This window comes from Mesorhizobium sp. YIM 152430, from assembly GCF_029210365.1.
Lineage (GTDB): Bacteria > Pseudomonadota > Alphaproteobacteria > Rhizobiales > Rhizobiaceae > Aliihoeflea.
Map to the genome: position 1 here is coordinate 321,893 of NZ_JARGES010000020.1, position 22,071 is coordinate 343,963.

23 protein-coding genes are annotated in these 22,071 nt (G+C 65.8%); 11 read left to right on the forward strand and 12 right to left on the reverse strand.

Annotated features, from left to right (window positions below; translation table 11 throughout):
• Positions 1-2: 2 nt before the first annotated feature.
• The 4 genes from PZ895_RS06845 to PZ895_RS06860 are packed head-to-tail and all read left to right on the forward strand — an operon-like array spanning position 3 to position 3,832.
• On the forward strand, positions 3-977 hold the full coding sequence (locus tag PZ895_RS06845; RefSeq protein ID WP_275838267.1) for a TRAP transporter substrate-binding protein: 975 nt from the start codon (positions 3-5) through the stop codon (positions 975-977).
• Between the two features lie 26 nt (positions 978-1,003).
• Entirely contained in the window at positions 1,004-1,579 is a 576-nt protein-coding gene (locus PZ895_RS06850; protein WP_275838268.1) for a TRAP transporter small permease, read from the forward strand.
• Positions 1,580-1,583: 4 nt separating this feature from the next.
• Positions 1,584-2,909, forward strand: coding sequence for a TRAP transporter large permease subunit (locus tag PZ895_RS06855; protein ID WP_275838269.1), 1,326 nt, complete (start codon positions 1,584-1,586; stop codon positions 2,907-2,909).
• Positions 2,906-3,832 carry a hypothetical protein gene (locus PZ895_RS06860; protein WP_275838270.1) on the forward strand — a complete coding sequence of 309 codons (927 nt, stop codon included), beginning with the start codon at positions 2,906-2,908 and terminating at the stop codon, positions 3,830-3,832. Before PZ895_RS06855 ends, PZ895_RS06860 begins: the two co-directional genes overlap by 4 nt.
• 85 nt (positions 3,833-3,917) lie before the next feature.
• Here PZ895_RS06860 and PZ895_RS06865 read toward each other — a convergent pair whose 3' ends face one another.
• From PZ895_RS06865 to speB, 7 genes are all read right to left on the reverse strand, one after another.
• A complete protein-coding gene (locus PZ895_RS06865) occupies positions 3,918-4,262 on the reverse strand; it encodes a RidA family protein (RefSeq protein WP_275838271.1) in 345 nt (114 codons plus the stop codon).
• Positions 4,263-4,329: 67 nt separating this feature from the next.
• A complete protein-coding gene (locus tag PZ895_RS06870) occupies positions 4,330-5,103 on the reverse strand; it encodes a carbon-nitrogen hydrolase family protein (RefSeq protein ID WP_275838272.1) in 774 nt (257 codons plus the stop codon).
• On the reverse strand, positions 5,103-5,903 hold the full coding sequence (locus PZ895_RS06875) for an ABC transporter permease (protein ID WP_275838273.1): 801 nt from the start codon (positions 5,901-5,903) through the stop codon (positions 5,103-5,105). Before PZ895_RS06875 ends, PZ895_RS06870 begins: the two co-directional genes overlap by 1 nt.
• A complete protein-coding gene (locus PZ895_RS06880; RefSeq protein ID WP_275838274.1) occupies positions 5,900-6,754 on the reverse strand; it encodes an ABC transporter permease in 855 nt (284 codons plus the stop codon). The genes PZ895_RS06875 and PZ895_RS06880 overlap by 4 nt, the downstream gene beginning before the upstream one ends.
• Positions 6,751-7,788, reverse strand: a complete 1,038-nt coding sequence (locus PZ895_RS06885; protein WP_275838275.1) for an ABC transporter ATP-binding protein — start codon at positions 7,786-7,788, stop codon at positions 6,751-6,753. Before PZ895_RS06885 ends, PZ895_RS06880 begins: the two co-directional genes overlap by 4 nt.
• Positions 7,789-7,979: 191 nt before the next feature.
• A complete protein-coding gene (locus tag PZ895_RS06890; RefSeq protein ID WP_275838310.1) occupies positions 7,980-9,059 on the reverse strand; it encodes an ABC transporter substrate-binding protein in 1,080 nt (359 codons plus the stop codon).
• Positions 9,060-9,117: 58 nt separating this feature from the next.
• Positions 9,118-10,194 carry an agmatinase gene (gene speB / locus PZ895_RS06895; RefSeq protein WP_275838311.1) on the reverse strand — a complete coding sequence of 359 codons (1,077 nt, stop codon included), beginning with the start codon at positions 10,192-10,194 and terminating at the stop codon, positions 9,118-9,120.
• Positions 10,195-10,329: 135 nt separating this feature from the next.
• Between speB and gcvA the strand changes: the two genes are divergently transcribed.
• Together gcvA and PZ895_RS06905 are read left to right on the forward strand one after the other, a co-directional pair.
• Complete coding sequence (gene gcvA / locus PZ895_RS06900; protein ID WP_275838276.1) at positions 10,330-11,322, forward strand: transcriptional regulator GcvA; 993 nt, start codon at positions 10,330-10,332, stop codon at positions 11,320-11,322.
• A 12-nt stretch (positions 11,323-11,334) separates the two neighbouring features.
• Positions 11,335-12,507, forward strand: a complete 1,173-nt coding sequence (locus PZ895_RS06905; protein WP_275838277.1) for an aminotransferase — start codon at positions 11,335-11,337, stop codon at positions 12,505-12,507.
• A gap of 18 nt (positions 12,508-12,525) precedes the next feature.
• Here the strand turns inward: PZ895_RS06905 and PZ895_RS06910 are convergent, their stop codons facing one another.
• Positions 12,526-13,407: a LysR family transcriptional regulator gene (locus PZ895_RS06910; protein WP_275838278.1), complete on the reverse strand. Its 882-nt coding sequence runs from the start codon at positions 13,405-13,407 to the stop codon at positions 12,526-12,528.
• 160 nt (positions 13,408-13,567) lie between these two features.
• On the opposite strand from PZ895_RS06910, the gene PZ895_RS06915 reads away from it, so the two are divergent.
• Both PZ895_RS06915 and PZ895_RS06920 read left to right on the forward strand, forming a co-directional pair.
• A complete protein-coding gene (locus tag PZ895_RS06915; RefSeq protein ID WP_275838279.1) occupies positions 13,568-15,064 on the forward strand; it encodes a CoA-acylating methylmalonate-semialdehyde dehydrogenase in 1,497 nt (498 codons plus the stop codon).
• A 278-nt stretch (positions 15,065-15,342) separates the two neighbouring features.
• Positions 15,343-15,729: a hypothetical protein gene (locus PZ895_RS06920; protein WP_275838280.1), complete on the forward strand. Its 387-nt coding sequence runs from the start codon at positions 15,343-15,345 to the stop codon at positions 15,727-15,729.
• 79 nt (positions 15,730-15,808) lie between these two features.
• Here PZ895_RS06920 and rpmF read toward each other — a convergent pair whose 3' ends face one another.
• Positions 15,809-15,991: a 50S ribosomal protein L32 gene (gene rpmF, locus PZ895_RS06925; RefSeq protein ID WP_024587246.1), complete on the reverse strand. Its 183-nt coding sequence runs from the start codon at positions 15,989-15,991 to the stop codon at positions 15,809-15,811.
• A gap of 152 nt (positions 15,992-16,143) precedes the next feature.
• Positions 16,144-16,812, reverse strand: coding sequence for a monofunctional biosynthetic peptidoglycan transglycosylase (gene mtgA / locus PZ895_RS06930; RefSeq protein ID WP_275838312.1), 669 nt, complete (start codon positions 16,810-16,812; stop codon positions 16,144-16,146).
• 229 nt (positions 16,813-17,041) lie between these two features.
• Here mtgA and PZ895_RS06935 point away from each other — a divergent pair, with 229 nt between their 5' ends.
• A complete protein-coding gene (locus PZ895_RS06935) occupies positions 17,042-17,959 on the forward strand; it encodes a polyprenyl synthetase family protein (RefSeq protein WP_275838281.1) in 918 nt (305 codons plus the stop codon).
• Between the two features lie 4 nt (positions 17,960-17,963).
• Here PZ895_RS06935 and PZ895_RS06940 read toward each other — a convergent pair whose 3' ends face one another.
• Positions 17,964-18,797 (reverse strand): lytic transglycosylase domain-containing protein, encoded by an 834-nt coding sequence (locus PZ895_RS06940; protein ID WP_275838282.1) that lies wholly within the window; start codon positions 18,795-18,797, stop codon positions 17,964-17,966.
• 2 nt (positions 18,798-18,799) lie between these two features.
• The gene (gene ispG, locus PZ895_RS06945) at positions 18,800-20,053 is read right to left on the reverse strand and encodes a flavodoxin-dependent (E)-4-hydroxy-3-methylbut-2-enyl-diphosphate synthase (protein WP_275838283.1); all 1,254 of its coding nucleotides are present in this window, start codon (positions 20,051-20,053) and stop codon (positions 18,800-18,802) included.
• A 147-nt stretch (positions 20,054-20,200) separates the two neighbouring features.
• On the opposite strand from ispG, the gene PZ895_RS06950 reads away from it, so the two are divergent.
• Together PZ895_RS06950 and PZ895_RS06955 are read left to right on the forward strand one after the other, a co-directional pair.
• Complete coding sequence (locus tag PZ895_RS06950; protein ID WP_275838284.1) at positions 20,201-20,977, forward strand: 3-hydroxybutyrate dehydrogenase; 777 nt, start codon at positions 20,201-20,203, stop codon at positions 20,975-20,977.
• Positions 20,974-22,071, forward strand: coding sequence for a patatin-like phospholipase family protein (locus tag PZ895_RS06955; protein WP_275838285.1), 1,098 nt, complete (start codon positions 20,974-20,976; stop codon positions 22,069-22,071). The genes PZ895_RS06950 and PZ895_RS06955 overlap by 4 nt, the downstream gene beginning before the upstream one ends.

The following is a 22,071-nucleotide window of genomic DNA, read 5'->3' on the forward strand; positions in this document are numbered from 1 at the left end:
CCATGAACAAGCTTGCAACCATGATGGCCTCAACCGCCATCGCATCCCTGACGGCCGGCGCCGCCTTTGCCGAAAAGTGGGACATGCCGCTCGCCTATCCGGCGACGAACTTCCATTCCGAAAACGCGGCCGTCTTCGCGCAATGCGTCACCGACGCCACCGGCGGCGAGCTTGAGATCGTCACCCATCCGAACGGCGCGCTCTTTGCCGGCAACGACATCAAGCGCGCGATCCAGACCGGCCAGGCGCCGATCGGCGAACGGTTGATCTCGGCCCACGCCAACGAAAACCCGCTCTTCGGCGTCGATTCCATTCCCTTCCTGGCCACCTCCTTCGACGATTCGCATGAATTGTGGGATGCGGCCTCCGAGGAAATGGTGCGCGTGCTCGACGATCAGAACCTCGTCTATCTTTACGCCGTCGCCTGGCCCCCGCAGGGTCTTTACACCAGGAAGGAGATCAATTCGGCAGCCGATCTCCAGGGCATCAAGTTCCGCGCCTACAACGCGGCCACCGCGCGCATCGCCGAGCTTGCAGGCATGGCGCCGGTTCAGATCGAGGCTGCCGAACTCAGCCAGGCGCTGGCGACGGGCGTCGTCGAAAGCTTCATCTCCTCGGGATCGACCGGCGTCGATTCGAAGGTCTGGGAAAGCCTGACACACTTCTATGACGTCCAGGCATGGCTGCCGCGCAATGTCGTCTTCGCCAACAAGGATGCCGTCGAGGCGCTGGAAGAGGAAAGCCGCAACGCGCTGATGAGCTGCGCCGCCGAGGCCGGCGAGGCCGGCAACGCCAAGGCCGAGGAACTGACCGCAGGCTATCTGGAAACGCTGGCCGAAAACGGCATGACGGTCGCCGAGCCTTCCGAGGAACTGCGCGCCGAACTCGCCGCCTTTGGGGAAACCATGACGACCGAGTGGGTCGAAAGCGCCGGCGAGGCCGGGGCTGCGATCGTCGAAGTCTATCGCGCCGAATAGCGGCACCACGAACGAGGATCCGGCAAATGGCCGGGTCCTCATCCATTTCCGGCAATGCGGAGCAGGACATGAATGGCGCGGGGCGCGTGATACGCCGGTCGCTCGATGCGATCTATGACGGTGCCGGCTTGCTCGCCGCTCTTTGCCTCGTCGCGATCCTCATCGTGATCATCGTGCAGGTCGCGGCGCGCTGGGCCGGCATCTCGGTCCACGGCCCGGCCGAATATGCAGGCTATCTGATGGCCGCCGCGTCATTCCTCGCCTTTGCGCACACTCTCAATCGCGGCGCCCATATCCGTGTCGGCCTGCTGATCAACGCTCTGGGAGAGCGTCGCTTCTGGGCCGAACTCTGGTGCCTTCTCGTCGCGTCGGCCGCGAGCGTCTTCCTCGCCTTCTACGCCTGCAAGACCGTCTACTGGTCATGGCGCCTCGGCGATATCAGCCAGGCGCAGGACGCCACCCCGCTCTGGATCGTCCAGACGCCCGTTGCCGTCGGCGCGGTCATCCTCGCCATCTGCTTCCTCGACAATCTGGCGACCCTCCTTCTGACCGGCCGCGACAACATCCGCGCCGGCATCGAAGACCAGAGCCGGGTGGAGTAGGTCGATGGAACCCTTTTACGCGATCGGCATCTTCCTCTTCGTCCTTTTCCTCCTGCTCGGCTCGGGCGTCTGGATCGGCCTGGCGCTTCTGGGCGTCGCCTATGTCGGCATGGAGATGTTCACCATCCGTCCGACCGGCGACGCGATGATGACCGCCGTCTGGCGGTCGGCCTCCTCCTGGACGCTGACGGCGCTTCCGATGTTCATCTGGATGGGCGAGATCCTCTTTCGCACGCGGCTGTCGGAAGACATGTTCAAGGGCCTCGCGCCGTGGATGGCGCGTCTGCCCGGAGGGCTGATGCACACCAACATCGCCGGCTGCGCGGTCTTCGCCGCCGTCTCGGGCTCGTCCGCCGCCACGCTGACCACCGTCGGCAAGATGACGATCCCGGAATTGCGCAAGCGGCAATATCCCGAGCGCATGGTGATCGGCACGCTCGCCGGCGCAGCAACGCTCGGCCTGATGATCCCGCCCTCGCTGACGCTGATCGTCTACGGCGTCTCGATCAATGAATCCATCACCTCGCTCTTCATCGCCGGCATCGTTCCAGGTCTCGTCCTGGCTGGAATGTTCATGCTCTATGTCGTCGGTGTCTCGCAATTGTCGAAGAGCTACAATCCGACGCCCGAACCCCGGATCAGCTTCGGAGAGAAACTGAAGCGCTCGCGCTTCCTCGTTCCGGTCCTGCTCCTGATCCTGCTGGTCATCGGATCGATGTATACCGGCATCGCGACCGCCACCGAGGCGGCCGCCATCGGTGTCATCGGTGCGCTGGTGCTGGCCGCCGCGCAGCGCTCGCTCACCTGGACCGTCTTCGTCGAAAGCCTGATGGGTGCGACCCGCACCTCGGCGATGATCGCGCTGATCCTCGCCGGCGCCGCCTTCCTGACGCTCGCCATGGGCTTCACCGGCCTGCCGCGCGGACTTGCCGCCTTCATCGCCTCGATGGAACTGACCCAGTTCCAGCTCATCATGGTGCTGATGGTGTTTTACATCATCCTCGGCTGCTTCCTCGACGGCATCTCCATCGTGGTGCTGACCATCGCCATCGTCGAGCCGATGGTGCGCCAGGCCGGCATCGACCTGATCTGGTTCGGCATCTTCATCGTGGTGGTGGTCGAGATGGCGCAGATAACGCCGCCCATCGGCTTCAACCTGTTCGTGCTCCAGGGTATGACGGGCCACCCGATGAGCTACATCGCGCGCGCCGCGCTGCCGATGTTCATGATCATGTTCCTGATGGTGCTCATCCTCGTCGCCTTCCCAGAGCTCGCGACATGGCTTCCCGAACAGGTTCGGCCGGTTCGGGGCGTCGCGCCGGGCGCATGAACCTGCTCAAGGTCGCCGCGCATCAAGGCCGGTCGATCCTCATCGCCGGCCTTGCCGCAGGCATCGCCTTTCCCAGCCTCGCCTTCGCCCTGCGGCCGTGGATTCCCGAATTCGTCGCCGCCATGCTGTTCGTCGCCGCCATTCGCATCGGCCCGCGCGCGGCCTTCGGCGCCGCGCGCGATTTTGGCGCTGCGGTTGGCATCGCCGGGATTTACCAGGTCGCCTTTCCGCTCGCGGCCATCCTCGTCTTCATGGCCTTCGGCTGGAGCGGCGTCTTCGCCACTGCCATCATTTTGATGTTGGCCGCTTCGCCGATCTCCGGCAGCCCGAACATTACCTTGATGACCGGCAACGACCCCGCGCCGGCGCTGCGCCAGCTCGTCATCGGCACGGCGCTTCTGCCGCTGACCGTCATCCCCGTTTTCTGGCTGACGCCCGATCTCGGCAATTTGTCGGACGTCTTCGCCGCCGCCGCCCGGCTTCTCGCCCTCATCCTGGCCGCGACCGGTCTCGGCTTCACCATCCGCGCGGCGTTCCTGCGCGATCCCGCGCCCGACACGCTCGCCGCCATAGACGGCGCGTCGGCGCTTTTGATGGGCGTGGTGGTGATCGGGCTGATGTCGGCGGTCGGTCCCGCGATCTTCGACGATCCGGCCGCCCTTGCGCTCGCACTTCTCGTCGTCTTCGCCGCGAATTTCGGCCTTCAGCTCGCCACCGCGACCGGGTTGCGCGCCAGCGGCCGCCGCCATCTGGCCGCCCCCCTCGGCATCGTCGCCGGCAACCGCAACATCGCGCTCTTCATCGCCGCCCTGCCCGCTTCGGTCACCGATCCGCTGCTGCTCTTCATCGGCTGCTACCAGATCCCGATGTATCTGACGCCGATCCTGCTGGGGCGGTTTTATCGGGAGATGGCAACCTCATAGGGCTGCCCGGTTCGTGTCAGAGCGAGCCGAAAACGGCGAGCTTCGAGAAGATTTCCGTTTGCAGGCCGCTCTGGCCCGAACCCGATCAGCCCTGTGCCGCCACCACGATGATCTCGACCTTGTATTTCGGCGCCGCCAGCTTCGCCTCGCCGGTCGCGCGGGCGGGCGTGTTGGCCTTGTCCACCCAGGCGTCCCAGGCTTCGTTCATCTCGGCGAAATTCGCCATGTCATCGAGCCAGATCTGCGCCGACAGGATGCGCGACTTCGACGAACCCGCAAGCGCCAGCAGCCGGTCGATCTCCTTCAGGATCGATTCGGTCTGCGCCTTCACCGTCTCGCCGTCGCCGACCTGTCCGGCGAGATAGACGACGCCGTTGTGGATATTGGCCTGGCTCATGCGCGGGCCGGTCTCGTGCCGGGTGATGGTCATGGGAGTATCCTTTCGAGAAATTCCAGCAAGACCGTGAAGCGGTTTCGCGTTCGGAATTTCGATGTGGTTATGCATTGAGGTCCGCGAGGTAGCTGTTCGCTTCCGCCGAGGCTTGGTAGCGGCTCGGATCGATCTCCGCAACGAGAAGCGCCTCGCCTGTCTCGCCGGCTTCCGCCAGGAGCGTTCCGTCCGGCGCGACGATGACCGACAGGCCGGCATAGGCGAAGCGCTCGTCCGCCCCGCAATGGTCGGCATAGGCGAGAAAGACCTGATTCTCGAAAGCCCGCACCGGCACCAGCTTGCGCGCGATGAAGGCGTCGTGATCGCTGGCCGGCAGCGCGGTCGGCACCAGCACGACATCGACGCCGGCGCGCGCCAGCCGGCGCACGTTCTCGGGGAATTCGACATCGTAGCAAATCAGGATGCCGAACTTCAGCCCGCCGCGCTCGAACGTCACGGAATCGGGCTTGGCCTGTTCGAAAAGCCCCCGCTCATAAGGCCCGTAGAGATTGCATTTGCGATAGATCGTCGGCACCGCCTCGCCGTCGACATAGACGGCGCTGTTGCACAACGTCTCGCCGTCGCGTTCCGAGAACCCAGCGAGGATCGCGACACCCGTCTCCGCCGCGATGTCGGCGAGGCGCGCGACCTGCGCGCCGTCCGATGTCTCGGCTTTCTCGCGCACGGCGCGTCCGGCGCCGTAGCCGGTCAGCGCCAGTTCCGGCGCGATCAGGATGGAGACGCCTTTCGCCGCGGCGGCGCGCGCGGCCGTTTCGATCTTCGCCAGATTGGCATCGACGTCGCCCGGCACGCTTTCCATCTGGTAGGCGGCGATCTTCATCAGCTTTCCTCCGCCGGCAGCGCGCCGAGAAGTCGCGGCAGATCGCCGAATTTCGCCACCAGCCCGAAGATCAGCGCGGCGAGAGCGACGAAGAACACCGAGACCGACGCCATGGTCGGCGTATAGCCGTAGCGCAGCGCGTTGAAGATCTTGATCGGCAGCGTTTCCATGGTGAACCCCACGGTCATGTAGGCGACGATGTATTCGTTCAGCGACAGGACGAACACGAAGGCGAATCCCGATACCAGATAGGGCAGGATCAGGGGCAGGACCACCGTGCGCAGAACCCTGCGGTCGCTCGCGCCCATGGTCGAGGCGGCTTCGACGAGCGAGCGGTCGACGGAAGCGAAGCCGAGCGTCAGCGTCACCAGCGGCAGGGTGACGAAGAAAATGCCGTGCGAGATGACCGCCGTCCACCACTGGCCATAGGCGCCCGCCGTCGTCCAGAAGGTCAAAAAGCCGAGCGCGGTGATGACCGGCGGCAGGACGAAGGGCGCGACGCCGAGCAACCGGAAGACATTCGCCCAGGGCGCGATCCGTCGCCACAGGAACCAGGCGAGCGGCAGCGCGATCAGGACGGCGAGCGTGGCAGCGAGCGTGGCCAGCAGAACGGAATTGACCAGCGCCTGCCGCCAGCCGTCGTCGGTGAAGATCGCCGCATACCACGAGAGCGAAAAGCCCTGCGGCGGAAAGGTCAGATTCTGCCGTTCATTGACCGAAACGCCGGCGACGACGACGATGGGCGCGGCAAGGAAGATCGCGACGCAGGCGAGATAAAGGCGCGTCAGGGCCGTGCTCATGCCGCCTCTCCCTTGCGCCCGACCAGAAGCGTCAGCCCCACCAGCGCCAACGACATCAGCACGAGGAAGACGGCCATGGCGGCGGCGAACGGCATGTTCGACTGGTAGATCGCCTGGTCGGTGATCAGCACCGACAGCGTCCAGTGCTGAGGCCGGCCGAGGATCTGCGGCAGGAGGTAGGCGCCGAGCGCGAAGACGAACACCATGATCAGCGTCGCGACGATCGTGTTGCGCAGCCCCGGCACGACGACGTTGAAGAACGCGCGGATCGGGGACGCCCCCAACGTCCGCGCGGCTTCCGTCAGGGTCGGGTCGAGCCGCACGATGGCGGGGTAGAGGATCAGCACCGTATAGGGCAGCGCCTGGTAGACCATCGCGGTCAGAACCGCGCCGAAGCCGGGAAACAGCGCTCGCGGCTCGGCCATCAGGCCGATCGCGACGAGAAGATTGGTGATGCCGGCGGTGCGCGAGAACAGGGTCGACCAGGCAAAACCGATGATGACTTCGGAGAGCGACAGGACGGAAAGAAGCACGACCAGCCAGACCACCTGCACCCGCCGGCTCGCCTTCGAGATCAGCCAGGTGAACGGAAACCCGATGGCGACGCACACCAGCGCGACCATGACGGCGAGCATGATCGAAAAGCCGAGCACGCCGCCAAAGAAGGCGGAGAGAAACCGCTCGTAATTGTCGAAGATGAAGGCCGGTGTGTAGAAACCGCCCTGCTGGCGCTGGAAGAAAGAGACGGCGACCATCGTGCCGAACGGCACGACGAAGAAGGCCACCAGCATGAAACCGGGAAAGACCAGCGGCGCATAATCCGCAACGCTTTTCGGCGCCTCGCGTCTCATGACTTCAGCACCACCGCGCTTTGCGCCGGTATCCGCACGCCGACCTTCTGACCCGCGGCGAGGTCGGTGCGGTCGCGCGGCGTCGTCACGGCGACGATGGTCGTGCCGGAAACGTCGACGAAGGTTTCGATCGTGCCGCCGAGGTCGCGCACGAAGGTGACGGTGCCGGCGAGCGCGCCCTCGCCCGGCGCGGTGATCTGCACGTCCTCGGGCCGCACGGAGAGCGTTGCCTGTCGCGCGCCATCGGCCATCGCCACATCGGGAAGGGCCGTGCCGAGCGCGGTGACGCGGCCCGCACTATCGCTTTCCACAGGGAGAAGATTGGTCGAGCCGATGAAGCCGGCGACGAAGCTGTCGGTCGGGCGGCGATAGATCTCGACCGGCGGTGCGGCCTGCCTTATGCGGCCCTCGCCCATGACGACGACGAGATCGGCCATGGTCATCGCCTCGCGCTGGTCGTGGGTGACGACGATGGTGGTGATGCCGAGTTGCTGCTGGAGTTGGCGCAGTTCCACCTGCATCGCCTCGCGCAATTTGGCGTCGAGCGCGGACAGCGGCTCGTCGAGCAGGAAGAGGCGCGGCGATATGGCGAGCGCGCGGGCGATCGCCACGCGCTGCCGCTGCCCGCCGGAGAGCTTGGCGACCGGTCGCCTGGCGAAATCGGGCAGGTGGATGAGTTTCAAAAGCTCGTTGACCCGCGCATCCTGCTCGGCCCTTGAGGCGCCGCGAATGCGCAGCGGATAGGCGATGTTGTCGCCGACATTCAGATGCGGGAAGAGCGCGAGCGATTGGAACACCATGCCGAAATCGCGCTTGTGCGTGGGCGTCGCCGTGATGTCCTGCCCGTCGACGACGACCTGGCCCGAACTCGGTTCCTCCAGCCCCGCGATCATCCGCAAGAGCGTGGTCTTGCCGCAGCCGGACGGGCCGAGCAGGCAAACGAACGTGCCCTGTGGCACGTCGAGACTGACATGGTCCACGGCCTTGAAGTCGCCGAACTGCTTGGTGATCGCCTTGAGCGCGAGACCCGTCATCGCTCACCCGTCTTTCATATGATCCGGGCTGCCAACGCAGCCCGGAAGAGTGAAGTTCTAACCTGTCCGACCCTGCCGCACCGGCGCCAATTAGGGCGAGCCGAAAATGGTCGCGGTCGAGAACCGGAGCGGAGCGTGAGCACCGGAGGCGCAGAGCGCGGCCATTTGCAGGCCGCCCTCATGCGAATTCATCAGCCGGCGATCATTTCCGTCCACTTCTGGTTCAGAAAATCATCGCGCGTCTGGTAGAGGTCGTAGCGCGGGATGATCGGATCGATGTCCGACGACACGGCGGCGAATTCCTCGTCGGTGAGTTGGGTCAGTTCGCGCTTGATCGTCGGCGCGGTGCCGACCTTCTGCGACATCAGCGTCTGGGTTTCGGCGCGCGTCATGTAGTCGATGAAGACATGCGCTTCCTCGGCCTTCTGCGACGCGCGGGAGAGCGCCCACGAGCCCGAATCCAGGATGCCGCCTTCCTGCGGGAAGGTCGAGCGGACCGGGTTGCCGTCGGCGGCGGCAAGGCCGGTGACGTCGTGATAATACTGGCCCATCGGGATTTCGCCCGACTTCAGCGCCTGCTCGAACTGCGCTTCGTCGCGATACCACAGCCGCACGTTCGGTTTCACTTCGGCAAGCTTCTGGAACACCTCTTCCAGCCCCTCGTCGGTGCTCAGGTGATCCGTGCCGCCGAAGAAGGTCTTCGCCGTGACTTCGAGCAGGAAGGAGTTGGAAACGAGCGCGAGAAGGCCGAGGCGGTCGGCATTCGCCGGATCCCAAAGCGCCTGCCAGGAGGTCGGCGCTTCGGGATAGGCGTCGGTGTTGGTGACGAGCGTGATGTACCACGCCACCGCGCCGATGCCGCAGACGCGCCCGTCCGGATATGTGTTGACCGAACGCTCGAGCAGATTGTCGGCATTCGAAATCTTGGCGAGGTCGAGTTCCTGCCACAGTTCGGTCGCCTGCCCCTTCAGCATGGCGACCTGCGCCATCATCGAAAGGTCGGCCGGCGCCTGGTTCGCGCGCGCGGCCTGTTCGAGCTGGACCAGCCAGGCTTCGCCGGTCGGCTCTGCGATGGATTCGACCGCGATTCCGGTTTCCTCGGTGAACGCCGGGAAGATGTGCTCGTCGAAGCTGTCCTTGAAATAGCCGCCATAGACGCCGACCTTGATCGAGCGGTCCTGCGCCCGCAGGATCGAAGGCATGGCGAGCAGTCCGGCGGTCATCGCCGTGCCGGCGAGAACGGTGCGCCGGCTAACATTGGTGGTCAGAATCGTCTTCATCGTCGTTCCTCTCATCTGGCCTTTGCGGCCGTTCCCTTGTTGCTTTTTGCTATGTGAGTCGTGCAGGCCGCTCAGCCCGAATGATGCTGGGACTGAACACCATCAGGCTCAATATTTCAAACAGCACCTGCGCTCCCGCATGGGCAGTGTTCGTGGTGGAATCGTATTGCGGCGCGACTTCCACGACATCGCCGCCGACGAGGTCGACGCCCTTGAGGCCGCGCAGAAGTTCCAGCACCTCGCGCGTCGTCAGCCCGCCGACTTCCGGCGTCCCCGTTCCGGGCGCGAAGGCGGGGTCGAGGCTGTCGATGTCGAAAGAGAGATAGGTCGGCCCCTCGCCGACGATCGCGCGCGCCTTGTCGATGATCGCGGGAATGCCGAGCCGGTCGATTTCCTCGGCATGGATAACCGTCATCCCGCTTTCATAGGAAAATTCCCACAGATATTCCGCCGAGCCGCGAATGCCGATCTGGACCGTCCGCGTCGGGTCGAGCATCCCGTCGAGCACCGCGTTGCGGAACGGCCCGCCATGGTGGAACTTGGTCTGGTCGAACGATCCGCTCGTGTCGCAATGCGCGTCGATATGGATCAGCCCGACCGGCCGGTCGCGGCCGACCGCCTTGAGGATCGGATGGGTGATCGAATGGTCGCCGCCGACCCCGAGCGGCACGACGCCCGCATCGACCATCCGCTTCACATAGGCCTCGATGTCGTCATGGCTCTGCTCCAGCCGGTAGCGGCTGGCGAACGGCACGTCGCCGATATCGGCCACGCGCAGTTCCTGCACCGGCGCGCATTCAAGGACATGGTTGTAGGGCCCGATCCGCTCAATCGTGCGCAGCGCGCGCGGGCCGAAGCGCGACCCGTTGCGGTTGGTGACGCCCAGATCCATCGGCACGCCGTAGATGCCGACCTGCAAATCGCCGAAATCGGGCGCTGCCGGATCGATGGCACGGTGCGGCGCGGTCAGGAAGGTCGGGATGCCGGCATAGGGGGCAAGGCGCGTACCCGATTTCGAGAAAATCTTGTCGGCCACCTTGCGGAAGCGCGGATCGGCGATGTCGCCGCCGGTGCCGTCGGCGAACTTGTCGCGCAAGGCTTCGAGTTTCATCTGGTTCCAACCCATTGCCTGCTCCCTGGCCGCTGTCGTCATGCGCGCTTCGTCTTGGCAGGGTCGAATTGTTGAGCCAGCGCCATTGAAAATGCAATTGATATTGTTGTAGCTCTTGTTGTGAGCTTTCTTCACATCGGAATTTGACGCTTGGCACCTCGCCTGCCCCCGCTCAATCCCCTGCGCGCCTTCGAGGCGGCGGCCCGCCACGGCTCGCTGACCAAGGCGGCGGCGGAACTGTCGGTGACGCATGGCGCGGTCAGCCACCAGATAAGGGCGCTCGAATCCGCGCTCGACGTGCAATTGTTCGAGCGTGGCGGCCAGCGGTTGAAACTCACCGCCCACGGCGCCGAGCTCCTGCCTTCGGTCTCCAGCGCCTTTGCCGAGATTGCCGGTGCCACAGCCCGGCTGACGCGCCCGTCCAGCGCTGGCGCGCTCTCGGTTACCTGCGTTCCGGCGCTCCTGTCGTTCTGGCTGTTGCCGCGCCTGTCCTCCTTCACCGCGCGCTTTCCCGACATCCGCCTGACGCTCGACGCCGCCAACGATCCCGACCTGATCCATGCACCGGCGATCGACATCTGCGTGCTCTATGGCGACGGCAACTGGACCGATTGCTGGTCGCGCCGGCTGACCGGTCTCGACCTCTTCCCGGTCGTCTCGCCCTCGCTCATCAACAACCGGCCGATCCGCACCATCCGAGACATGAAGGAGCACATCCTGCTCCATGCCGATGACGGCCGCGAATGGCACACCTGGCTGTCGGCCGCCGACGCGCTCGATCTGAAACGCAATGCGCAGCATCACATGTGCGACGCGCGGCTTGCCATAGAGGCGGCGATCCATGGCTATGGCGTGGCGCTCGGCGACACGGTGACGGCAAGCCGCTTCCTCGCCTCGGGCCAGCTCGTGGCACCGTTCAATCTGGCTGTGCCGGCCACCGATGCCTTCCATGTCGCCTGCCGCCCCGATCTGCGCGCCGCGCCCGTCGTCCAGGTTTTCATCGACTGGCTGACGGCGGAGTTTGCGGACATGGACGCCCGCGCCGAGCCGCAGACCGCGGCCCGCCGCACGATCCGGCGTTCCACGCCCGCCCCGCGCAAGGCGCCGCCGGCCCGAAAACCCGCCAAATCCCGCAAGTCCTGAGACCCGCCCCGCATGACGAGACCCCGCCTCAATCCGCTGATCGCCAGCCTTTCGGCCCCGCCGATCCCCGCCGTCCAGGCCTGGGGCCGCGCCTATGACGGCCGCCTCGGCCCGCTGATCGACCTTTCTCAGGCCGTGCCGGGCTATCCGCCCGAGCCGCGCATGTTGCGATGGCTGGCCGACGCCGCGGGCTCCATTTCCGCCTGCGGCTACGGCCCGATCGAAGGCGAGGACGAGTTGCGCACCAACTACGCCGCGCATCAGGTCGCGTTTTACGGCGCCCCGGTGGCAGCCGAAAACATCCACGTCACGTCAGGCTGCAACCAGGGCTTCGTCACCGCCGCCATGGCGGTTGCGGGCGTCGGCGACGCGATCCTGATGACCAATCCGTGCTATTTCAACCATGAAACGACGCTGGAAATGCTCGGCATCGCCCCGCGCTACGTCCGCTGCCACGCTGAAAACGGCTTCCTGCCGCTGGTCGCGGACGTCGCCGCCGCCATCGCGCCCGACACCCGCGCGCTGGCCATCGTCACGCCCAACAACCCGACCGGCGCGATCTACCCGCCTGCGCTTCTCTCCGACCTTCTGGCGCTCTGCCGCGACCGCGGCATCTGGCTCATCCTGGACGAGACCTATCGCGACTTCCTGCCGCTCGGCACCGAACGTCCGCACGAGCTCTTTTCCGATCCGATCTGGCAGCAAAACCTGATCGGCCTCTACTCCTTCTCCAAATCCTTCTGCATTCCCGGCCACCGCCTCGGTGCGGTGACGGCGTCGCCCTTCATGGTCGATGCCATCGCCAGGATCATGGATAACGTCCAGATTTGCGCCCCGCGCGCGCCGCAGATCGCGGTCGCCTCGGCCATCGCGCCGCTTGCCGACTGGCGCGAAGACAACCGCGCCGAAATCGCCCGCCGCGCCGACGCGCTGCGCGCGGCGATGGACGGCCTCGACGGCTGGACCCTCGACGCGATCGGCGCCTATTTCGCCTTCCTGCGCCATCCCTTCGACGGAAAGAGTTCAGTCGAAATCTCCGAACGCCTCGCCCGCGAAGCCGGCATCGTCACCATCCCCGGCGCCTTCTTCGGTCCCGGGAACGACCGACATCTGCGCGTGGCGTTCGCGAATGCGACGGCGGAAGTGTTGACGACGTTGCCGGAGAGGTTGCGGGCGATCGCCTGAAGCGTTGACGCTTGCAGGCTACGAAAACAGCCCCCGATCCCGCTCCACCGCCTGCGCAATAAACCCTGCGACGGCCTGTATCCGCCGCACCGGCCGCACCGACTCGTGATAGACCAGCCAATACGCCCGCCGGATCGGCTTGATCGCCTCCACCAGCACCAGTTCCGGGTGCTTGCGCGCGATGAACGAGTGCAAAATCCCAACGCCCGCACCTGCGCGGACCGCCTCCACCTGCCCCAGCGCCGACGACACCGAGAATCGCGCCTCCCATTGCGGATGGAACTGCCGCGAATAATCGAGCGACGGGCTGACGATCAGATCCGGCACATAGCCGATCAGCCGGTGGCACGGCAGGTCGTCGGTCGATTGTGGCAGGCCGTGCGCTTCGGCATAGGCGCGCGAGACGTAGAGCGCGAGCGTGTAGTCGACGAGCTTCGCCGCCACCAGCCGACCCTCCGTCGGACGATCCACGGTGATCGCGATGTCCGCCTCGTGCCGCGACAGCGAAAACGAGCGCGGCACCGGCACGAGTTGCAAATCGAGATCGGCATGAAGCGCGGAGAATTCCGGCAGCCGCCCCGCGAGATAGGCGACGCCGAACCCGTCCGGCGCGCCGATCCGCACCGTGCCGGCCAGCGCCGTTCCCTCGCCCGCGACTTCCGCGCGCGCGGCGATCATGTCGGCTTCCATCCGCTCGGCGACCTCAAGGAAACGCTCGCCCTCCGGCGTCAGTTCGCAGCCCGTCGTCAGCCGGTTGAGGAGCTTCGCGCCGAGCGCGGATTCCAGCGCCACCATGCGCCGCGAAACGGTCGCGTGGTTGAGTCCGAGCCGCTTGCCTGCGCCCAGGATCTGGCCTGAGCGCGCGACCGCCAGAAACACGCGCATGTCGTCCCAGTTCATGGAAATCTCCTCCCCCGTCTCCCATACCGCGTTGCACCATTTCGCGCACCTTCTTTCTCGTTCATCGATCCTTGCACAGCGGCTTGCGCCCGCTTGGCGTTGCATTGCCGCCGCCATGCGCAGAAGATGCCGTCAAACCGATAAGCTTAGGGAGATCCTCATGATCGAGGTCGGACATTTCATCGGCGGCAAGCGCGTCGCCGGCAAGAGCGGTCGCAACGCGGACATCATGCAGCCCATGGACGGCTCGGTGCGCGGCAAGGTCGCGCTCGCCTCGCGCGAGGAACTGCGCGAAGCGGTCGAGAACGCGAAAGAGGCGCAGATCGGCTGGGCCGCGACCAACCCGCAGCGCCGCGTGCGCGTCCTGATGAAGTTCCTCGAACTCGTCCAGAACGAGTATGACGAACTGGCCGAAATGCTCGCCCGCGAGCACGGCAAGACCATTCCCGACGCCAAGGGCGACATCCAGCGCGGCCTCGAGGTGATCGAAGTCTGTATCGGCGCGCCGCACCTGATGAAGGGCGAATACACCGACGGCGCCGGCCCCGGCATCGACGTCTATTCGCTGCGCCAGCCGCTCGGCGTCGTCGCCGGCATCACGCCCTTCAACTTCCCCGCCATGATCCCGCTGTGGAAGATCGGCCCGGCGATTTCCGCCGGCAATTCCTTCATCCTGAAGCCATCCGAGCGCGATCCGTCCGTGCCGATGCGCATCGCCGAACTCTTCATCGAGGCGGGCCTGCCGGCCGGCGTCCTCAACGTCGTCAATGGCGACAAGGACGTCGTCGACGGCATTCTCGACGATCCGGACGTCAAGGCCGTGGGCTTCGTCGGCTCGACGCCGATCGCGCAATACATCTATTCGCGCGCGACCGCGAACGGCAAGCGCGCCCAGTGCTTCGGCGGCGCCAAGAACCACATGATCATCATGCCCGATGCCGACATGGACCAGACGGTCGACGCCCTGATCGGCGCCGGCTACGGCTCGGCCGGCGAGCGCTGCATGGCGATCTCGGTCGCCGTCCCGGTCGGCAAGGAAACCGCCGACCGTCTCGTCGAAAAGCTCATCCCCCGCGTCGAGGCGCTGAAGATAGGCTCCTCGCTCGACGCCTCGGCCGATTTCGGCCCGGTGGTGACGGCCGAAGCCCTCGCCCGCATCAAGTCCTATGTCGACGGCGGCGTGAAGGAAGGCGCCAAGCTCGTCGTCGACGGCCGCGACTTCAAGATGCAGGGCTACGAGAACGGCTACTACATGGCCGGCTGCCTGTTCGATGACGTCACGCCGGACATGAAGATCTACAAGGAAGAGATCTTCGGCCCCGTCCTCTCGGTCGTGCGCGCCAACAATTACGAGGACGCGCTGCGCCTGCCGAACGAGCACGAATACGGCAACGGCGTCTCGATCTTCACCCGCGACGGCGACGCCGCCCGCGACTTCGCCGCCCGCGTCCAGGTCGGCATGGTCGGCGTCAACGTCCCGATCCCGGTTCCGATCGCCTACTACACCTTCGGCGGCTGGAAGGCGTCCGGCTTCGGCGACCTGAATCAGCACGGCCCCGACGCCTTCCGCTTCTACACCAAGACCAAGACCGTCACCTCCCGCTGGCCGTCGGGCATCAAGGACGGCGCGGAATTCGTCATCCCGACGATGAACTAGAACGACGCCCTTTCCTCTCCCCCGGGCAGGGGGAGAGGTGGCCCGCAGGGCCGGAGTGGGGGTGCTTCCTCAATCAAGACGAACGGGCGCCCCCCAGCGGCGCCCGTTTTTCGTCGTCGCGCACATTACGCAACGTCACGGAGTCGTGATGGAACGGATATACTTCCTCAACTCTTGTTCCCCCGAAAGCCGCCGAGAGCGGCAAGGATTTTCCAGGTCGGGCAGGGCAGTTTTGTAAATCGTCTTACCCCGCTGGCCGAAACGCAGGAGGTGCTCCGATGGCACGCACGGCTCTTATCGTCTCAGCGGCGGCGGCAACGATGGTCCTGGCCGCTCTTCCTTTCGCCTCGGCCACCAGCCCGAATGCCGACATGGCGGCGATCCAGCCCGAAACTCCGGCCGTCGAGACGCCGGCGCTCAACGCCAACATGCTGTCGATGAACATGTGCTCGGAGCGCGCCAACATCGTGACCGAGCTCGAGCAGCACTTCAACGAAAGCGCCACCGCCGTCGGCATGGTCGATAACAGCGCGGTCGTCGAGGTCTTCGTTTCCGACAGCGGCTCGTGGACGATCCTGGCCACCGGCACGGATGGCAAGAGCTGCATCATCTCGGCCGGCGAAGGCTGGGAATCGACGCAGATGGTTCGCGGCGCGGACGCCTGATCGCCAGCGGCTGCTTTAACGCAACCAGGCAACAAAAAAGCCGGGCATTGCCCGGCTTTTTCGCGTTTGTCGGAAAGCTTCAGCCTTCCTTCGGTGTCAGCACCTGGCGGCCGCGATACATTCCCGTCTTCAGATCGATGTGGTGCGGGCGGCGCATTTCGCCGGAATTCTTGTCTTCGGTGAAAGTCGGGGACTTCAGCGCATCTGCCGAGCGGCGCATACCGCGCTTCGAGGGCGAAGTTTTCCTTTTGGGTACAGCCATTTGTCCTGCTCCGGATAATCGATCGACGACCTGCGCAACCCCAATGGGGCCAGCAACGGGCCTGATTTTGTGAAAGGTTGCGGTGCCTATACACGGCCCGCCATCGCTTGACCAGACTCAAGCCTCGAATTTTTTACCCGTCACGATGCCAGTCAGCGCAGGCAGGAGACATAGGCGCCGGCCTGGTTGGCCCGTGCCTCGATCGTGCCGGCCAGTCGGGAGAGCCCTTGCCCCGGATTGGCCGGGTCGCGATGACGCGGATTGGGCAGCGTCACGGCAAGAAGCGCCGCCTGGCGGGCCGACAGATCCTGCGCGGAGCGGCCGAAATGGTGTTGCGCCGCGGCCTCCACGCCATAGATGTTCGGTCCCCATTCGGCGATGTTCAAATAGATTTCCATGATCCGCCGCTTCGGCAGCACCGCGTCGAGATAGAGCGACAGCGGCACCTCGATGCCCTTCCGGATCATGGAGCGCCCATGCCACAGGAAAAGGTTCTTCGCCGTCTGCATGGTGATGGTCGAGGCCCCGCGCGTGCGCTCGCCCGACATCGCATCCTCGATCACCGCATTGAGCGCCGGCCAGTCGACGCCCTTATGCGCACAGAACTGCCCGTCCTCCGACATCATCACCGAATGGATGATGGCCGTTCCCATCTGGTCGATCGGCACCCAGCGCCGGTCATAGCCCTGCAACGTCACCGCGTCGCGCATCATCAGCGTCGACGGCGCCGGAACGGCCGGCAGGCGGTAGAGAAGCGTCAGCGCCAGCGGCAGCAGCGCCAGGATGACGAGCGCACCCAGCACCCGCCCGACCCAGCGCAGGCCCGAGCGGCGCTTGCGGCGCGGCTTCAAAAGCGCCAAGGCTTCCGGCCTTTCGGTCCTGCGCGGTTCGACCTCGATTGCAGGCTCGTCCACCCGTCTCTTCCATGTTCCGACACGTCCACCCGTCTAGCGGCTCGCGTCCCCCCGCGCAATGATAGGGCGGCTTTCCTGCAAGATCGCAGCGCCGATATCGCTTGACCGAACCGCGCGCAGAGGCGATTGCGAAGCTATGCAAGACCAAAGCCCGATCGACTTCGAAACCCTGCTCGCCGGCGCCGCAATGCGTGTCGAGACCATGCTGGATGCGCTCCTGTCGCGCGTGCCTATCGCCGGCGAGATCGCCCGGCCCGAACGTCTCGTCGCCGCCATGCGCCACGGCGTCCTCAATGGCGGCAAGCGACTTCGCCCTTTCCTCGTCCTCGAAAGCGCCGCGCTCTTCGGCGCCGACGGCGCGGCGGTCCTGCGCGTCGCCGCCGCGCTCGAATGCATCCATTCCTATTCGCTCGTCCATGACGACCTGCCGGCAATGGACGACGACGATTTGCGGCGCGGCCAGCCGACCGTCCACAAGGCGTTCGACGAGGCCGCCGCGATTCTCGCCGGCGACGCGCTTTTGACCCTCGCTTTCGACATCATCGCCGACCCGGCGACGGAACTGGGCGCAAACGCGCGCATCGCGCTCATCGGCAAGCTCGCCCGGGCGGCCGGGATCGGCGGCATGGTGGGCGGGCAGGCCCTGGACCTCGCCGCCGAGCGCGATGCGCCCGACGAGGCCGGCATCATTCGTCTCCAGGCGATGAAGACCGGAGCGCTGATCCGTTTCGCCTGCGAGGCTGGCGCAATCGCCGCCGGTGCGGCGCGGGCCGATGTCGAGCGCCTGGCCGAGTTCGGCTCGGCCATCGGCCTCGCCTTCCAGCTCGCCGACGATCTTCTCGACCACACCTCGACGCCCGAGGCGATGGGCAAGGCGACCGGCAAGGACGCAGCCGCCGGCAAGGCGACGCTGGTCGCGCTGCACGGCGAGGACTGGGCGCGGCGTCAGTTGCACGGGCTGGTCGCGCAGGCAGGCGACCTTCTCGCACCCTATGGCGAACGTGCGGCAATCCTGATGGCGACGGCGCGATTCGTGGCCGAGCGGGAGCGGTAGCGCGCTACCTGTTCTTCAGCACCACGCAAGAACCTCCCGAACCGCGCAGCGCCGAGCAGATTTCGTCCGCCTCGCCGCGCGTCTCCGCGCCGATCCGCACCGCATAGATGCCGGCCCGCGCACGCGGATTGCGTATTCGGCTGACGACCGGCTCGTGCCCCGACAGGACGCGCGAATGCTGCTGGCGCAGGCGCTGCCACTGCCGCATCGCCACGTCACGGCGGAAATTGCCGGCGACCTGGATGCCCCAGGGCAGAACCGGCACCGTCGCCATGGCGATCATCGACGCACCGGACACGGGCAGTTCCCGGCACGCATCGCCGAACGGCTTCTTGTCGTCGAGCGGCTGCACCTCGACCGCCTTCCTGACGCCGATGAAGGCGTCGGCCGGCGCACCCATGATGTCGAGCACGTAGTTTTCGGTCTCCAGCGGCAGGAAGCCGCCGGAGGCGAGCCAGCGCGACACGCGTCCCTCGCCCGAATTGTAGGCCGCCGCCGCAAGCCCGAGATTGCCGTATTTCCGGGTCAGTTCGGCGAGATAGTCGGCCGAGGCCGCGAGCGCCTGGTGAAGGTCGAAACTGTCGGTCAGCCCCCGCAGCGCCGCCGTCCCCGGCATGAACTGGGCGATTCCCTCCGCCCCGACCGGGCTCACCGCACTCGGGTTGAACCGGCTTTCCTTCCAGATCAGCCGCGCGAAATATTGTTCCGGCAGGTCGTTCCTGCCGGCATGTTCCTCGATAAGGTCGCAGACGAGCCCGATCGTCGGCGCGGCCTTTTCGGCGGCGTGCGCAGGCGACAGGCTGAGCACGAGGGCTGCAAGGAGCGCCCGCGCCCGCATGATCAGGCGCCCGCGCCGCGCCCGAAGCGCTTTTCGATGTAGTCCGCGACCATGACCTGGAAATCGGCCGCGATCGCCGGTCCGCGCAATGTCGCCGCCTTGGCGCCGTCGATGAAGACGGGCGCGGCCGGCGTCTCGCCGGTTCCAGGCAGCGAAATGCCGATGTCGGCGTGCTTGCTCTCTCCCGGCCCGTTGACGATGCAGCCCATCACGGCGACCTTGAGGTTCTCGACGCCGGGATATTTTTCGCGCCAGAGCGGCATGTTGCGGCGAAGGTCGCCCTCTATGGTTTGCGCGAGTTCCTGGAAGACGGTCGACGTCGTGCGCCCGCATCCCGGACACGCCGCGACCACGGGCAGAAACTGGCGAAAGCCCATCGTCTGCAACAATTCCTGCGCCACCTGCACCTCGCGGGTGCGGTCGCCGCCGGGTTCGGGCGTGAGCGAGATGCGGATCGTGTCGCCGATCCCCTGCTGCAAGAGAATGCCCATCGCGGCCGACGAGGCGACGATGCCCTTGGTGCCCATGCCCGCCTCGGTCAATCCGAGATGCAGCGCATGGTTCGAGCGCTTCGCCAGTTCGACATAGACCGCGATCAGATCCTGCACCTGACTGACTTTGGCCGACAGGATGATCCGTTCCCGCGCGAGCCCGATCTCCTCAGCGAGTTCCGCCGACAGGATCGCGGACTGCACGATCGCCTCACGCGTCACCTCCTGCGCGGTCATCGGAAAGCCCTTGGCCTGATTGTCGTCCATCAGGCGGGTCAGCAATTCCTGGTCGAGCGAGCCCCAGTTGACGCCGATGCGCACCGGCTTGTCGTGCCGGATCGCCGTCTCGACGATGGCGGCGAACTGCTTGTCCTTCTTGTCCTTGAAGCCGACATTGCCCGGATTGATCCGGTATTTGGCCAATGCCTCGGCGCAGGCCGGATGGTCGGCGAGAAGCTTGTGGCCGATATAATGGAAGTCGCCGACCAGCGGCACGTCGAGGCCAAGCCGCTCCAGCCGCTCGCGGATCTTCGGCACGGCGGCTGCGCTCTCGTCGCGGTCGACCGTGATGCGCACGATTTCGGAGCCGGCGCGGTTGAGCGCCGCGACCTGCGCGACGGTCGCGTCGATGTCGGCCGTGTCCGTGTTGGTCATCGACTGGACGACGACCGGCGCCGCGCCACCGACGCAAACGGCGCCGACCGGAACCGGAACCGAGAGCCGGCGCGTCAGCGGACGGTCGAGAAACTGCACATGCGGGTTCACTGGTCGGGCCTGCCTCGTTTCGCGCCGCTCTTGGTCCTCTGGAAGTAAACCCGGCATCGGGCCGGGGCAAGGCACGGCGGTTGGATTTTGTGCTGCACCGCAATATATGGGTGTCTGGCAACAACTGCAAAACGGGATGAAGACGCTATGACGAGAACGGCAATCGTGACGGGCTCGACCTCGGGCATCGGCCTTGCCATCGCCCGCAGGCTGGCGGCCAATGGCTTCAACATCGTCTTGAATTCCTATACCGATGCGGCGGAGGACCGCGCGCTCGCCGAAAGCCTCGCCGCCGAGTTCGGCGTGAAGACGCTCTATGTCTCCGCCGACATGTCGAGCGGGCAAGCCGCGCGGCAACTCGTCGCAACGGCGGCCGAAAAGTTCGGCGCCGTCCATGTCCTTGTCAACAATGCCGGCATCCAGCACGTCGCGCCGATCGAAAGCTTTCCGGTCGAACAATGGGACCGCATCATCGCGATCAACCTGACCTCGGCCTTCCACACGACGGCCGTCGCGCTGCCGCTCATGCGCGAGGCCGGCTTCGGGCGCATCGTCAACATCGCCTCGGCGCACGGCCTGCGCGCCTCGCCCAACAAATCGGCCTATGTCGCCGCAAAGCACGGCATCGTCGGCCTGTCGAAGACGACGGCGCTGGAAACCGGCGGACAGGGCATCACCTGCAATGCCGTCTGTCCCGGCTTCGTCCTGACGCCCCTGGTCGAAAAGCAGATCGAGGACCTGATGGCCGAAAAAAGCCTCGACCGCGAGACGGTCGTCGCCGAACACGTCCTGCGCAAGCAGCCGTCGCGGGAGTTCGCCACGGTCGAGCAGATCGCCGGCACGGTGGCGTTCCTGTGCTCCGACGACGCCGCGCAGATCACCGGCACGACCATCTCGGTCGATGGCGGCTGGACCGCGCAATGACGTCCAGGCCCATCAACATCGCCCTTCAGGGCGGCGGGTCGCACGGAGCGTTCACCTGGGGCGTTCTGGACCGGCTGCTCGAAGACGGCCGGCTCGACATCGCCGCCGTTTCAGGCACCAGCGCCGGCGCGATGAATGCGGTCGCCCTGGCCGATGGCTGGTCGCGCGGCAAGGCCGAGGGCGCGCGCGAAAGCCTTTCCCGTTTTTGGGCGGCAGTGGCGCGCAAGGGCCGGTTCTCGCCCGTCCAGCGTGCGCCGTGGGACGTGTTCTGGGGCAACTGGAAGATCGAGAACACGCCGGGCTATCTGTTCTTCGATGCCTTCACGCGCATGGTCTCGCCCTATGTCGCCAACCCCCTCAATCTCAATCCGCTGCGCGACGTGGTCGAGCACGAGATCGATTTCGACCGCGTGCGCCATTCGTCGGGGCCGAAGCTCTTCATCTCCGCGACCAACGTCCTGTCCGGCCAGTTGCGGGTGTTCGAGACGGGTCAGATCACGCCCGACGTGGTGATGGCATCGGCCTGCCTGCCGCACATCTTCCAGGCGGTCGAGATCGATGGCGAGCCCTATTGGGACGGCGGCTATGGCGGAAATCCGGCGCTCTACCCCTTCTTCACGGCATCGAAGACGGACGATGTCCTCCTCGTCCAGATCAATCCCGTCGCCCGCGACCAGGTGCCGACCACTTCGCGCGAAATCCAGAACCGGATCGACGAGATCACGTTCAATGCCGCGCTCCTGCGCGAATTTCGCGCCATCGCCTTCGTCAAGGAGCTGATCGCGGCCGGCAAGCTCGACAGCGGCCAGTATCGCGACATCCGGATGCACCGGATCGACGCCGACGAAGCGTTCAAGGATCTGTCCGCCTCCTCCAAGATCAATGCCGAATGGGCGTTCCTGGAATATCTGCGCGACCTCGGCCGCTCGGCCGCCGAGGACTGGCTGGCGGATCACTTCGACGCCGTCGGCAAGACCGCCACGCTCGACCTCTCCGACATGCTGGCTCCCGGCATGAAGCCGAGGCGCACGATCGGCCGGCGCGTGCAGGAATTCATGTCGACGCGCAAGAAGCCCGCCGAAGCGACAGGTTGA

Coding starts and splice junctions, on each gene's coding strand:
- PZ895_RS06845 (WP_275838267.1), top strand. CDS start 3: ATGAACAAGCTTGCAACCATGATGGCCTCAACCGCCATCGCATCCCTG.
- PZ895_RS06850 (WP_275838268.1), top strand. CDS start 1,004: ATGGCCGGGTCCTCATCCATTTCCGGCAATGCGGAGCAGGACATGAAT.
- PZ895_RS06855 (WP_275838269.1), top strand. CDS start 1,584: ATGGAACCCTTTTACGCGATCGGCATCTTCCTCTTCGTCCTTTTCCTC.
- PZ895_RS06860 (WP_275838270.1), top strand. CDS start 2,906: ATGAACCTGCTCAAGGTCGCCGCGCATCAAGGCCGGTCGATCCTCATC.
- PZ895_RS06865 (WP_275838271.1), bottom strand. CDS start 4,262: ATGACCATCACCCGGCACGAGACCGGCCCGCGCATGAGCCAGGCCAAT.
- PZ895_RS06870 (WP_275838272.1), bottom strand. CDS start 5,103: ATGAAGATCGCCGCCTACCAGATGGAAAGCGTGCCGGGCGACGTCGAT.
- PZ895_RS06875 (WP_275838273.1), bottom strand. CDS start 5,903: ATGAGCACGGCCCTGACGCGCCTTTATCTCGCCTGCGTCGCGATCTTC.
- PZ895_RS06880 (WP_275838274.1), bottom strand. CDS start 6,754: ATGAGACGCGAGGCGCCGAAAAGCGTTGCGGATTATGCGCCGCTGGTC.
- PZ895_RS06885 (WP_275838275.1), bottom strand. CDS start 7,788: ATGACGGGTCTCGCGCTCAAGGCGATCACCAAGCAGTTCGGCGACTTC.
- speB (WP_275838311.1), bottom strand. CDS start 10,194: ATGGGTTGGAACCAGATGAAACTCGAAGCCTTGCGCGACAAGTTCGCC.
- PZ895_RS06905 (WP_275838277.1), top strand. CDS start 11,335: ATGACGAGACCCCGCCTCAATCCGCTGATCGCCAGCCTTTCGGCCCCG.
- PZ895_RS06910 (WP_275838278.1), bottom strand. CDS start 13,407: ATGAACTGGGACGACATGCGCGTGTTTCTGGCGGTCGCGCGCTCAGGC.
- PZ895_RS06915 (WP_275838279.1), top strand. CDS start 13,568: ATGATCGAGGTCGGACATTTCATCGGCGGCAAGCGCGTCGCCGGCAAG.
- PZ895_RS06920 (WP_275838280.1), top strand. CDS start 15,343: ATGGCACGCACGGCTCTTATCGTCTCAGCGGCGGCGGCAACGATGGTC.
- rpmF (WP_024587246.1), bottom strand. CDS start 15,991: ATGGCTGTACCCAAAAGGAAAACTTCGCCCTCGAAGCGCGGTATGCGC.
- PZ895_RS06935 (WP_275838281.1), top strand. CDS start 17,042: ATGCAAGACCAAAGCCCGATCGACTTCGAAACCCTGCTCGCCGGCGCC.
- PZ895_RS06940 (WP_275838282.1), bottom strand. CDS start 18,797: ATGCGGGCGCGGGCGCTCCTTGCAGCCCTCGTGCTCAGCCTGTCGCCT.
- PZ895_RS06950 (WP_275838284.1), top strand. CDS start 20,201: ATGACGAGAACGGCAATCGTGACGGGCTCGACCTCGGGCATCGGCCTT.
- PZ895_RS06955 (WP_275838285.1), top strand. CDS start 20,974: ATGACGTCCAGGCCCATCAACATCGCCCTTCAGGGCGGCGGGTCGCAC.